12 protein-coding genes are annotated in these 11881 nt (G+C 65.5%); 9 read left to right on the forward strand and 3 right to left on the reverse strand.

Annotated elements, in window-relative coordinates; translation table 11 throughout:
* Position 1: 1 nt before the first annotated feature.
* Entirely contained in the window at positions 2-496 is a 495-nt protein-coding gene (locus tag QTN24_RS12065; RefSeq protein ID WP_124682863.1) for a hypothetical protein, read from the reverse strand.
* A gap of 384 nt (positions 497-880) precedes the next feature.
* Between QTN24_RS12065 and QTN24_RS12070 the strand changes: the two genes are divergently transcribed.
* The 9 genes from QTN24_RS12070 (at position 881) to QTN24_RS12110 (ending at position 10025) form a co-directional block, all read left to right on the forward strand.
* A complete protein-coding gene (locus QTN24_RS12070) occupies positions 881-1849 on the forward strand; it encodes a Bug family tripartite tricarboxylate transporter substrate binding protein (RefSeq protein WP_124682862.1) in 969 nt (322 codons plus the stop codon).
* Positions 1850-1969: 120 nt separating this feature from the next.
* Positions 1970-2458 carry a tripartite tricarboxylate transporter TctB family protein gene (locus tag QTN24_RS12075; protein ID WP_313837464.1) on the forward strand — a complete coding sequence of 163 codons (489 nt, stop codon included), beginning with the start codon at positions 1970-1972 and terminating at the stop codon, positions 2456-2458.
* A 28-nt stretch (positions 2459-2486) separates the two neighbouring features.
* On the forward strand, positions 2487-4001 hold the full coding sequence (locus tag QTN24_RS12080; RefSeq protein ID WP_124682860.1) for a tripartite tricarboxylate transporter permease: 1515 nt from the start codon (positions 2487-2489) through the stop codon (positions 3999-4001).
* 121 nt (positions 4002-4122) lie between these two features.
* Positions 4123-4539 carry a PaaI family thioesterase gene (locus tag QTN24_RS12085; protein ID WP_313837314.1) on the forward strand — a complete coding sequence of 139 codons (417 nt, stop codon included), beginning with the start codon at positions 4123-4125 and terminating at the stop codon, positions 4537-4539.
* 8 nt (positions 4540-4547) lie between these two features.
* Positions 4548-5441, forward strand: coding sequence for a patatin-like phospholipase family protein (locus QTN24_RS12090; RefSeq protein ID WP_313837316.1), 894 nt, complete (start codon positions 4548-4550; stop codon positions 5439-5441).
* Between the two features lie 92 nt (positions 5442-5533).
* Positions 5534-7015 (forward strand): FAD-dependent oxidoreductase, encoded by a 1482-nt coding sequence (locus QTN24_RS12095; RefSeq protein WP_313837318.1) that lies wholly within the window; start codon positions 5534-5536, stop codon positions 7013-7015.
* 123 nt (positions 7016-7138) lie between these two features.
* A complete protein-coding gene (locus tag QTN24_RS12100; RefSeq protein ID WP_313837320.1) occupies positions 7139-8362 on the forward strand; it encodes a hypothetical protein in 1224 nt (407 codons plus the stop codon).
* Positions 8363-8752: 390 nt separating this feature from the next.
* Entirely contained in the window at positions 8753-9067 is a 315-nt protein-coding gene (locus QTN24_RS12105; protein ID WP_313837322.1) for a helix-turn-helix domain-containing protein, read from the forward strand.
* A 463-nt stretch (positions 9068-9530) separates the two neighbouring features.
* Positions 9531-10025 carry a hypothetical protein gene (locus QTN24_RS12110; protein ID WP_313837324.1) on the forward strand — a complete coding sequence of 165 codons (495 nt, stop codon included), beginning with the start codon at positions 9531-9533 and terminating at the stop codon, positions 10023-10025.
* Positions 10026-10126: 101 nt separating this feature from the next.
* On the opposite strand, the gene QTN24_RS12115 is transcribed toward QTN24_RS12110, so the two are convergent.
* Together QTN24_RS12115 and QTN24_RS12120 are read right to left on the reverse strand one after the other, a co-directional pair.
* Positions 10127-10768, reverse strand: a complete 642-nt coding sequence (locus QTN24_RS12115; protein ID WP_313837326.1) for a recombinase family protein — start codon at positions 10766-10768, stop codon at positions 10127-10129.
* A gap of 149 nt (positions 10769-10917) precedes the next feature.
* Positions 10918-11853 carry an HNH endonuclease signature motif containing protein gene (locus QTN24_RS12120; protein ID WP_313837328.1) on the reverse strand — a complete coding sequence of 312 codons (936 nt, stop codon included), beginning with the start codon at positions 11851-11853 and terminating at the stop codon, positions 10918-10920.
* Positions 11854-11881 lie beyond the last annotated feature (28 nt).

Raw genomic sequence — 11881 nt, forward strand, 5'->3', positions numbered from 1 at the left:
GTCAACGCAACAGGAACGCGATGTCGTCGGCCGTGATGACCGACACCGGTATGCCCTTGCGCCGCTGGAACAGGATGTGCTGCTGCACGCGGCTGCGCTGCTCGGCAAACGTGGCCGGGTCGATCGGCGTGCCGCTGCGCGCGTAATGCTGCACCAGCAGCTTGTAGGCACGGTGGCGGATCTGCAGCGTCTCGTTGTCGGCGCGCAGGCGCTGCCATTCGGCGGGGCTCAGGTCCAGCGTGTGGTTGAGTTCGTCGACGGTACGCGCGTGCAGGTCGCGGTAGAGATCGCGCTCGGCTTCGGCGCGGTGCAGCTCGTCGCGCAGCGCCATGATCTTGTGCTGCAGCTTGAGCGTCTGCCCGACGGCCGCCTGCATGCCCTTGGCGGCTTCCAGTGCCTGGCTGGCGGCGGCCATGGTGCTCTTCCACAGGCCGCGGTCGGCGTTGGCGTCGAGCTCCGGCGGCCAGCCGTCGGCGGGCTTGATGGTGGTATCCATTGAATGACCCCTGAAACGTCTTTTTCTTGACTGCACCCGAAAGCCGGTCTCCCGGCAGGTCCCGAAACGGCCAGCGCCTCATGGTGCGCCGGTCCTTGTCATGGCGTTGCACTGTCCGGCCGGCAAGTCGGTGCGACAGGCAACTGAAACCAATCGTAGTGAGATGTCAGACGTGCGCCAAGTCAAAGATGTGCAGATCTGATTTGGTCGCTGCGACGATGCCAAAAAACGACAGGGCGGCCGGCTACCCCACGTAAACCCCGATCGCCGGACGGCCGTTTTGACAGGGTTTTGACAGTTTCGCGCTTCTAGAATCCGGGCCATGGCCGCCGTTGTGTCCGCACGGCAACCACCGAACATTCCAAGAACAGACAGGAGACCGCGATGCCCCGCACGCTTGCCCGCTTGACCCACGCCCTCGCCGCATCGGCCGCGCTGGCCGCCGCCGTGGCGGCCGCCCCGGCCTACGCGGTGGACAACCTCAAGGTGATGATCGGCGCCAACCCCGGCGGCGGCTACGACCAGACCGGCCGCTCCATCGGCGCGGCCATGGTGGCGGCCGGCACGGCCAAGACGGCGTCCTACGACAACAAGGGCGGCGCGGGCGGCACCATCGGCCTGACCCAGTTCGTCAACACCGACAAGGGCAACCCCAACGCGCTGATCGTGACCGGCGCGGTGATGGTGGGCGCCATCGAGACCAACCGCCCGCCGGTGACGCTCAAGAACGCCACGCCCATCGCACGCCTGTTTGCCGACACGATGGTCATCACGGTGCCGGCCAGCTCGCCGATCAAGTCGATGAAGGACCTGACCACGCAGCTCAAGGCCAACCCGGGCAGCGTGAGCTGGGGCGGCGGCTCGAAGGGTTCGATCGACCACATCCTGGCCGGCCTGATCGCCAAGGACGTGGGCGTGGACCCGAAGAAGATCAACTACGTGCCGTTCCAGGGCGGCGGCGAGGCGTCGGCGTCGATCCTGGGCGGCCACGTGACCGTGGGCATCGCCGGCGTGTCCGAATTCCTGCCGTTCATCAAGACCGGCAAGATGCGCGCGCTGGCCGTGACGTCGAAGGACCGCACCGCCGACATCCCGACGCTCAAGGAACAGGGCGTCAACGTGGAAATCTACAACTGGCGCGGCGTCTACGGCGCGCCCGGCATCAGCGCCGACCAGCGCAAGGCCCTGATCGACGCGGTGGTCAAGGGCACCGAGAACAAGGTCTGGAAGGACGCGCTGCAGAAGAACGACTGGACGCCGTTCCTGCTGACCGGCGACGAGTTCGGCAAGTTCGTGGACGCCGAGTCCGCGCGCCTGGGCGCCACGCTGCGCGAACTGGGCGTGGCCAAGTAACGATCGCGCCCGGCCGGGGGACCGGCGGCCTGCCCGCGCCGGCCGGCCGCCCCCCAAGCCCGAATCACCCTGTCGCCCTGCCCCGCGGCCGCCGCCTGGCCCGCGCGGGCGACGGGCGCCCTGAAGAGTCCCACCACGAAACCATCCCACGTCTGCATCGGCGTCGCCGTCCTGGCGCTGTCCGTGTTCTTCTTCGCCGGCATCCCGGGCATCTCGGGCGACGAGGGCTACGCCGGCCTGTCGCCGCGCTTCGTGCCCACGCTGGTGGCCATCGGCCTGGCCGTGTGCGGCGCGCTGCTGCTGTGGCAGGGCGTGCGCGGCGGCTTCCGCAACATGCCCGAGGAAGACGCCGAGCTGCCGTCGGCCCCGCACAACTTCAAGGGGTTGCTGTGGGTGGCGGCCGGCCTGGTGGCCAACATGGCGCTGATCGGTACGCTGGGCTTCGTGTTCTCGTCGACGCTGATGATGGTCTGCGTGGCGCGCGGCTACGGCAGCCGACGCATCGTGCGCGACGCGCTGATCGGCCTGCTGCTGACGGTGCCGATGTGGGCGCTGTTCGATTTCCTGCTCGGCATCAACCTGCCGCTGCTGCCGGTGGCCGGCTTCTGAGCCGCCGCAACTACGGGAGGACCCTGACATGGATACCCTGAACCAGCTCATGCACGGCTTTGCCGTGGCCATCACGCCGATCAACCTGATGTGGGCGCTGGTCGGCTGCTTCCTGGGCACCGCCATCGGCGTGCTGCCCGGCATCGGCCCGGCGCTGACCGTGGCCATGCTGCTGCCGCTCACGGCCAAGGTGGAACCCACCGCCGCGCTGATCATGTTCGCCGGCATCTACTACGGCGCCATGTACGGCGGCTCGACCACGTCGATCCTGATGAACACGCCGGGCGAGTCGTCGACCATGGTCACGGCGATGGAAGGCAACCTGATGGCCAAGAACGGCCGCGCCGGCCCGGCGCTGGCCACGGCCGCCATCGGGTCGTTCGTGGCCGGCACGATCGCCACGGTGCTGCTGTCGATGTTCGCGCCGGTGGCGGCCGACGTGGCGCTGCAGTTCGGGCCGGGCGAGTACTTCATGATCATGCTGCTGGCGTTCACGACGGTATCGGCCGTGCTGGGCTCGTCGCTGCTGCGCGGCATGACCAGCCTGTTCCTGGGCCTGGGCATCGGGCTGATCGGCATGGACTCGCTGTCGGGCCAGACGCGCTACTCGATGAACATCCAGGAGCTGTACGACGGCGTGGACATCGTGGTGGTGGCCGTGGGCCTGTTCGCGGTGGGCGAGGCGCTGTTCAACGCGTTCTTCCCGCAGCCGGACGGCACGTTCAACCGGCTCAGTTCGGTGCACATGAACAAGTCCGACTGGAAGCGGTCGATCCCGGCGTGGATCCGCGGCACTTTCATCGGCTTTCCGTTCGGGCTGATCCCGGCCGGCGGCGCGGAGATCCCGACCTTCCTGTCCTATGCGGCCGAGAAGAAGCTGTCCGACCACAAGGACGAATTCGGCAAGGTCGGCGCCATCGAGGGCGTGGCCGGGCCGGAGGCGGCCAACAACGCGGCGGTGACCGCCACGCTGGCGCCGCTGCTGACGCTGGGCATCCCGACGTCGAACACCACGGCCATCCTGCTGGCGGCGTTCCAGAACTACAACCTGCAGCCGGGGCCGATGCTGTTCCAGACCTCGGGCGACCTGGTCTGGGGCCTGCTGGCGTCGCTGTACATCGGCAACGTGATGCTGCTGGTGCTGAACCTGCCGGCCATCGGCCTGTGGGTGCGCATGCTGCGCGTGCCGACGCCGCTGCTGTACGGCGGCATCCTGATCTTCGCGGGGCTGGGCGCGTACGGCATCCGCCAGTCGTGGTTCGACCTGCTGCTGCTGTTCGTGATCGGCCTGCTGGGCATGGCGATGCGCCGCTTCGACTTTCCCACCGCGCCGGTTATCGTCGGCCTGATCCTGGGGCCGATTGCCGAGAAGCAGCTTCGCAACGCGCTGTCCATTGGCCAGGGCGACTGGAGCCTGTTCGTCAAGCAGCCGATCTCGGCCACGATCCTGGCGATGACCGTCGGCGTGGTCGTGATCCCGCGCCTGCTGCGCTGGCACGCCGGCCGTACGGCCGCGCGCGCCGCGGCCGACAACGCGGCGTAGGCCGCCGCCGGCTGATCCCGTCGGGCGCCTCCCCGGCCGCGTGGCCGCCCGGAGGGCGCGGGCGCGTCCGGCCCCTGTATCATTGGCGCAAACCATATCCGCGCGCCGAGGAGACCGGGACGTGCCTGCCAACACCTTCACCCTTGCCGACATCGACGCCACGCTCGACCACGTGCTGGCCCCGTGGGTGCGCCAGCTTGGCCTGCGCGCCGAAGCCGTGGACGCGCAGGGCGTGACGCTGCGCCTGCCGTTCCAGGAATCGTTCCGCCACGCCGGCGGCGTGGTGTGCGGCCAGGTGCTGATGTCGGCGGCCGATACGGCGATGATCGTCGCCATCTCCGCCGCGCTCGGCGCGTTCCGGCCGATGACCACGGTCAGCCTGACCACCCACTTCATGCGTCCCGTGATCGACGGCGACGTGCAGGTGCGGGCCAACGTGCTGCGCCTGGGCAAGACGGTCGTGTTCGGCGAGATCGAACTGACCGGCCAGGACGGCAAGCTCGCCGTGCAGGCCACCACCACCTACGCGCTGCTTTGAATCCCGCGATGTCCACGTCCGCGCACCAGCCCTTCGACCAGATCGTCTTTGCCGGCGGCGGCAACCGCTGTTGGTGGCAGGCCGGATGGTGGGACACGGTGGCGCCCGAACTGGGACTGCGACCGCGCGTGATCGCCGGCATCTCGGCCGGGGCCGCCACGGCCTGCATGGTCTATGCGCACGATTCGCACCAGACCATGGCCTACTACCGCGACGTGCTGGCCAACAACGCGCGCAACGCGTACTGGGGCAACCTGCTGCGGCGCGAGCGCGTGTTCCCGCACTACGGCATCTATCGCAACGCGCTGCTGTCGCTGTTCGGCGACAACCGGCTGCAGCGGCTGCAGCAGGCGCCCGAGATCCGCATCGGCGTGGCGCATATCCCGCGCTGGACCGGCCCGCGCCTGGCCGTGGCGGCCGGGCTGCTGGCGTACAACATCGACAAGCACCTGCTCAAGACGCTGCATCCGCGGCTGGGCCGCAAGCTGGGATTCCACCCCGAATTCGTGCTGGCGCAGGATTGCCGCTCGCCCGAGGCGCTGGCGGACCTGCTGCTGCAGTCGGCATCGACGCCGCCGTTCACGCCGGTGCTGCGCCGTAACGGCCGCGCGGTGCTGGACGGCGGGCTGGTGGACAACGTACCCGTCGATGCGCTCGACGCCACGCCGGGCAACGTGCTGGTGCTGGTGACGCGGCTCTATCCGCGCCCGCGCCGCTTCGTCATCGAAACCGGCGGCCAGCGGCGGCTGTACCTGCAGCCGTCGCAGCGCGTGCCGATTTCGAGCTGGGACTACACGCGGCCCGAGGCCATGACACACGCCTACGAGCTGGGCCGGCGCGACGCGGCGACGTTTCTGCGCGAGTGGCCCGACATCCAGAAGGAACTGCTGCCGGCGACATAGCGGGAACGCGCCCCCGGTGGCGCCGGTCGATTGGTTGGCAAGCGGCGGTATCGTCCTTTCGCGCGATACGCCGGACAGGCAAGGAGGATTGAATGGCAAGACGTCAGGCATCAACCGAAACCCCAACCCCGGCACCGGCCACCAAGCCGCGCCGCCGTGCCAGCGAGGCCAGCGCCGAACCGGTGGTGGAGCGCGTGCCGCGCCGGCGCGACGCGAAACCGAAGGCCCGCCAGGCAGACCTCGTGGTCATCGGCGCCGGCTCGGGCGGCGTGGCCGCCGCGCGGCGCGCCGCATCGCTCGGCGCCCGCGTGATCCTGGTGGAACGCGACGCCATCGGCGGCACCTGCGTCAACCGCGGCTGCGTGCCGAAGAAGATGCTGTCGTACGGCGCCGGGTGGGCGTCGATCCTGTCCACATGCCTGTCGCACACCGGCGGCAAGGAAGACTGGCGCGACGCCATCGTGCGCGTGAACGCCGAGGTGGCGCGGCTCAATGCCTCGTACAAGCAGCGGCTCAACGAGGCCGGCGTCGAGATCTGGCACGGCGCGGCCACGTTCAACGACCAGGGCGACGTGCTGGTCGGCAACGAGGTGGTGCGCGCCGGCAAGGTGCTGATCGCCACGGGCGCCAGCCCCATCGACCTGCCCGTGCCGGGCGGCGAACTGGTCAGCTCGTCGGACGACCTGTTCACGTGGCAGACGGTGCCGGCATCGATCGTGGTGATCGGCGGCGGGTACATCGCGGTGGAAATGGCGTCGATTCTGTCGCGCTATGGCGTCAAGGTCGACCTGCTGGTGCGCGAGGACCGGCTGCTGCCGAAGTTCGACCACGACATCGCCGCCGCGCTGGCCGAGGCGCTGGTCGCCAAGGGTATCCGCGTCCACTTTCGCGCGGAGGTGTCGATGGTGTCGCAGTCCAACGGCGCCTTCGAGGTGTGCTACACGCAGGCCGACAATCCCGGCCGCCAGCAGACGGTGCGCGCGCAGGCGGCGCTGGCGGCCATCGGGCGCAAGCCGAACGTGTCGGGGCTGGGGCTGGAAGCGCTGGGCGTGAAGCTCGACCGCAAGGGCGGCATCGTCGTCGACCGCCAGTTCCGCAGCAGCGTGCGCGCCATCCACGCCATCGGCGACTGCATGGCCGACAACGTGCACCTGACGCCGGTGGCCGTGGCGCAGGGCCGGTGGCTGGCCGACCGGCTGTACGGCAAGCGCGGCGACCGTGTCGACTTCGATTTCGTGCCGACGGCCGTGTTCTGCGAGCCGGCCATCGGCGCCGTGGGGCTGACCGAGGCGCAGGCCATCGAGGAAGCCGGCGGCAAGGCCGACCGCGTGCGCACGGAGATCCGGCGCTTCGTATCGCTGGAAAACCGCTTCGGCGGCGTGCCGCAGCCGTCGGTGTTCAAGCTCGTGTTCAACGCGCGCAACGACCGCCTGCTCGGCGTGCACCTGATGGACGGCGCGGCACCGGAAATCGTCCAGACCATGGCGCTGGCGCTGCGGCTGGGCGTCAAGGCGTCGCACCTGAAGACGACGATGCCGCTGCATCCGAGCGTGGCCGAGGAACTGTTCGGCTGAGCCTTCGGATGCCGGAATTCGTCGATTTACGCAAAGCGTGACAGCGCCGTTGCATTGCTAGGCGACGGGACGGGGAGTGCTTAGAGTGGCCGCCAGAAAGCATCCTGGCGTATCCCCTCGACCATGAAACCGTTCCGTCTCGTCGCGGCGCTGCCGCTCGGCATCGCCGTCCTGCAAGGCTGCGGCATCCAGCCCGCCGCCGCTCCCGCACCCACCCCGCGCGCGGCCTCCGCGGCCGTGTTGACCCTGCCCATCGCACGCGGCGAGCGCTGGATCGCCGACGCCACCGACGCCAGCGGCCAGCCGCTGCGCATCCTGCTGGACACCGGCACCACGTTCGCGCTGTTCGATGCCGATGGCCCAGTCGCCACCCGGCCGCTGGCGCAGGCAGACCGCGACCGCCTGCTGGCGCAGGGAGCGATCCTGCGGCCCGTCGATGCGTCGGGCCTGGAAGTGGAGACGCCGACCGGATCGACATGGATGCCGCTGGGCCTGGCGCCGGCGCTGCGCATCCAGCACTGGTCCATCCCGGCCGGGCAGCTCGCGATGGTGTCCGATCTCGACGGCTTCAACGCCCGCGCGAACCGGCCCATCGACGGCATCCTGGGCATCGAGGCCATGCGCCAGTTGACGTGGCGTGCCGACCATGTGGAAGGCCGCCTGACCGCATACGCCGACGCCCCGCCCGCGCACAACTGGCAGCAGTGCACGTTCCTGACGCTGGAAACGTCGCAGCGCATGCCTGTGATCCCCTACGCCCTGCCGCCGGACCGCGGCGGCTTCCTGGGCATCGACACCGGCTCGAACGGCGAACTGACGATTCCGGCCGACGATTTCGACCGCATGGCCGACGCCCGCGAATTCGACGGCCTGGGCTGGACCTGGGGCCACGGCCTGTCCGGCGAGCCTGCGTTCGCACGCGAGGGCCTGCTGGCCGGCATGCAGATCGGCCGCCAGCGGCTGCCGAAGCTGTCCGTGGAACGCCGCGACATCAGCCCCCAGATCGGCCTGGGCGTCCTGGCCCGGATGGACCGCTTCGAACTCGACTTCCGCCACTACCGCTTCTGCTTCGACATGACCCCCGACGCGCGCGACAGCCACGTCTCCACGCTCGGCGCGGCCCTGACCCGCACCGACGCCGGCATCCGCGTGCAAGCCTTGACCCCGGAAGGCCGACTCGGCCGCAGCGGCGCACGCGAGGCCGACATCATCGTCACGATCGACAAGACGGACGTGGCAACGCTGACCAGCGCGCAGATCGAGGCACGGCTGGAAGACCCGAAAACCGCGGAGATCGGCGTGCGGCGGGCGGGGAAGATGGTGGGGGTGGGGTTGGTGAGGATGTAGCGTGTCTTGCGCATCCCGCGTAGCGCCTTGCGCGCTACGCAATCCAGACGCCCAAAACAAAAACGGACGCCAAAGCGTCCGTTTGCGAATTCTGGTGGCCTGGGACGGAATCGAACCGCCGACACAAGGATTTTCAATTCAAATCCGGGGGTCTTGGGGCTCCGCTGCCGACCGCAACGGTCATAAAAATCAGGCGCTTAGCCGCACTCAACCGCAGTGGAGCGCAGCCAATCTACGTTAGCAGTGTCAGAAAAGTGTCAGACGCTGCTGCCGCCAACTATAGCATTCGTCGCTACTCATGGGTCATCGACGGACAATTTCGCTCAAACACGCTTTCATGAACCTCGCGCGGAGCTATATCTCTATATGCCCACTTTGAGAAAGCAAGCCATGCCGGAGCATGCCGCGTCGAGTACCACCCTGTCATTTCCGCAACTTATCAACAAGCAGGAACTCTGCGAGCGTCTGTCCGTGTCCGAGCGGACCATCGAGAATATGGTCAAGGCTGACGCGTTCCCACCGCCTGTGCGCATCGGCAAGCAAGTCTTCTGGTCGGAAACTGCGGTCCGTCAGTGGCAGCGGGCCTTGTTTGCCGCGCAGGAAAACTGGAGCCCGAGTGTGACCCCAAGTCGCTGCCGCCTGGACCAATTTGTCCCGCCAGCAAGCAGCTCAGGACGGCGCCATCGCTTCGGGTCACAAACCTAGCAGCGAAACGCGGCAGCGGACCGAGGACGTCGCCGGCAGATGTGCTGCCCTCGCGACCAAGGCACTCGGTCTGTAGTGCGCGTCGGTGGCCTCCTTCGAAGCTGACCAAAGGGCATCAGAAAGTGTCCAACTTGGACACTTTGAGTCGTCTTCCATGGTCAGCATTGGCTAAGTGTTCCCACTACTAGGAACACTCGAGCCTCCACAGCGGGAGCAACAGCAACAAGGTGTGCAACTTGCACACTTGGCTGGCGACCCCGCCGTACCTGCCACTCGTCGACAAGGGCGGTAGCAAAGTGTCCGACTCGGACACTTCGGATATTGCCTTGGTCAGAGTACCCAATCGTTCCGTCGTTCTCCCCTGCCGGCCGCATAGGAGAGCGGTTCAAATCCGGATGCCTCAAGGCAGCGAAGGTATCTGCCGATACACAGTAGGTCGTCAACAAGGCAAAAGACAATAGCAATGGCACAGAAGAAATCGGCAGGAGCCGAAGCATTTCTCTCCCCCCTTATCAGCCTCTATTTCACCGAGAAGGTCACCCCCACATCTAGCGAACTTGCCGTCAAGAGCTTGCCGCCAAATGAGGCGCTAGTCCTCGGTCTGATGTGTTTGGAGGGTCATTACAATGCTAAGGGCATTCGAAACCGGCTTTGCGAAAAATATGGAGCGCTGGACCCACGGGAATGTGACGTGGTGACTGAAGCAGGCATTCTGGGGCTTATGGCTCTTGGATATTTGCGCCCGTCCTCCAAGGCAGCAGAGAAAGCTCTTAACGAGCGCGACATGGCATTCTGGGGTCTTGGGGATGTGGCGTTCATTGTGACCGCTAAGGGAGCAAAACGTATCTCATACGTGGTGGGAAGTGTTGTTGGCGAAAACGCCAAGGACGTCGCCAAGAGAGTGCAGGCTGAGTCTAAGGAACAAGGCAAGCGGTGGGCCGAGAGTCACGCTAGTTGAGTGCGGGGATAGTGTCTGTAGGACGCTATCGATGCAACGCCCCGCCTCTGCGGGGGCGTTGCACCAAGCCCCAAGCAAAGAGGTGGCCTATGAGGAAATCATTACCGCGATTCTTGGGCCGAATTTCCATTCCGGATGGCAGCTTCCCGCGCCCATAGGCTGTACACGGTTGAGCGTGACACCTTGAATTGCCGGCATATCTCAGTCACTGACATCTCGCGGTCTCTCATCATCGCCAGTACAGCTTTCCGCTGGCTCGGTGCCAGGCAGGGCGGTCGCCCTCCATTTCGTCCTCGGGCCCTGGCTGCCGCAAGCCCCGCTACCGTTCGTTCGCGGACAAGTTCACGTTCGAATTCGGCGAGCACAGCAAACATATGGAACACCAGCTTACCAGCGGGTCCCTCCGTATCAATGGACTCTTTCAATGACCTAAGCTTTACTCCGCGATGGGCTAGGTCATTGACGATGCGGATGAGGTCTTGTGCATTGCGCCCGAGACGGTCCAACCGCCAAACGACTAAGGTGTCGCCTTCTCGAATCGCTCTCAGACAATGCAGCAGTTCTGGCCGGTCGGCGTTCTTGCCGCTTGCCTTGTCCTCGTAAATGTCAGATGCCCCGGCGGCCCGCAACGCGTCTCGTTGAAGGTCCAGCGTTTGGTCCACAGTGCTGACCCGCGCGTATCCAATAATCTTCAAACTTGCCCCCTTTTCTGTGCATTGATTGATGATGTAGATGTTGGACATCTAAGAGGGTATAGCGCGAGGATTGGGCGTCGAATGGGGCTGTGTCAATTAATCCATCGTTTTTTGGAATACGCTAGCGCTTGATGCTGACACCCGAGGTTTCGTTGGGTGGGCACTACCTATCAGCGGCACGCCTTTATGCAATCCGGCTAGACAGATGGGTTGTCCCGAGCGGCCAATTTCTGATGCCGATGAAGATGCTCTGTCATGTACAGGGAGAAGCGACGCTCTTCAGAAGGGCTCAGGTGACTCGTATTTAGCGTCATACCTTCGCGAATTCCCATCGGCGAGACCTCTCCTTGAATCCTGGGATGTAGAACGCTGCGGAAGGTGCCGCGTGTCATTTCAAAACTCATCAGATACCTGTCGAACAGGCGGTCAGCATGTGCTATCAGAAGCAGTCCGTTCATGGGGTCAAGACGTTCGCGGTTGGAACTCTCGCGCCAAGGTTTGATGTGAGATGCATTCAACAGTTCAGGAATGGCTAGTCCAGTAAGCGTGCAGACTTCCCCTCTTCCCCAGGCCTGTGCAACATCCGCGCGGAATCGACCTTGTCCCACTCGAGCCTTGGCCAAGATACGTCGCTCCGTTTCGTCTGGTACATCTCGGTCCAGCTCCGCGAGGTCAGCCAATAGGTCATCAGCTTCCCCAGAACCATTCGCGACCAACATCAAATCCAGGCGGTCCTTGTACTCCGCAGGAATTGGATTGAAATTTTGGCCACTAGAAAAGTAGCGATGCACGTCAGCCCGGGAATACCAATCTTGCGTGCTCAAAGGGATTGGAGATTCGGGTCGACGAAGGGGTACCATAGAAAGACGATACCGGTAGTCCTTGTCCTCGCCAATAAGGTTCGGCAGCTTCCAAGGGCCGAGATGCCTGCGGTGAATCCGAAAGATTCCTTCCAAGAAGTAATCCACTCCTTGGGTGCCATAGACTTTGTCTCCCGATAGCACATAGACGAAGTCGCCTTCCTGAGGCTTCTCGCTGTTGGTATGGTAGCTTTCGAGCCCGAAGGGTCCAAACACATGGCTCAGATGGTATGCGAAGTAGGTGGTAGGCACAGATTTAGTAAGTTGCGACATGCTCCAGAAGAGCCAGCTTTGGATACAG

Origin of the sequence: Cupriavidus sp. SZY C1 (assembly GCF_032190535.1) — a bacterium.
Lineage (GTDB): Bacteria > Pseudomonadota > Gammaproteobacteria > Burkholderiales > Burkholderiaceae > Cupriavidus > Cupriavidus pauculus_C.

What these genes read in the sequence shown, in the direction of transcription:
- QTN24_RS12065 (WP_124682863.1), bottom strand. Translation starts at nt 496, where the DNA reads ATGGATACCACCATCAAGCCCGCCGACGGCTGGCCGCCGGAGCTCGAC.
- QTN24_RS12070 (WP_124682862.1), top strand. Translation starts at nt 881, where the DNA reads ATGCCCCGCACGCTTGCCCGCTTGACCCACGCCCTCGCCGCATCGGCC.
- QTN24_RS12080 (WP_124682860.1), top strand. Translation starts at nt 2,487, where the DNA reads ATGGATACCCTGAACCAGCTCATGCACGGCTTTGCCGTGGCCATCACG.
- QTN24_RS12090 (WP_313837316.1), top strand. Translation starts at nt 4,548, where the DNA reads ATGTCCACGTCCGCGCACCAGCCCTTCGACCAGATCGTCTTTGCCGGC.
- QTN24_RS12095 (WP_313837318.1), top strand. Translation starts at nt 5,534, where the DNA reads ATGGCAAGACGTCAGGCATCAACCGAAACCCCAACCCCGGCACCGGCC.
- QTN24_RS12100 (WP_313837320.1), top strand. Translation starts at nt 7,139, where the DNA reads ATGAAACCGTTCCGTCTCGTCGCGGCGCTGCCGCTCGGCATCGCCGTC.
- QTN24_RS12105 (WP_313837322.1), top strand. Translation starts at nt 8,753, where the DNA reads ATGCCGGAGCATGCCGCGTCGAGTACCACCCTGTCATTTCCGCAACTT.
- QTN24_RS12110 (WP_313837324.1), top strand. Translation starts at nt 9,531, where the DNA reads ATGGCACAGAAGAAATCGGCAGGAGCCGAAGCATTTCTCTCCCCCCTT.
- QTN24_RS12115 (WP_313837326.1), bottom strand. Translation starts at nt 10,768, where the DNA reads ATGTCCAACATCTACATCATCAATCAATGCACAGAAAAGGGGGCAAGT.
- QTN24_RS12120 (WP_313837328.1), bottom strand. Translation starts at nt 11,853, where the DNA reads ATGTCGCAACTTACTAAATCTGTGCCTACCACCTACTTCGCATACCAT.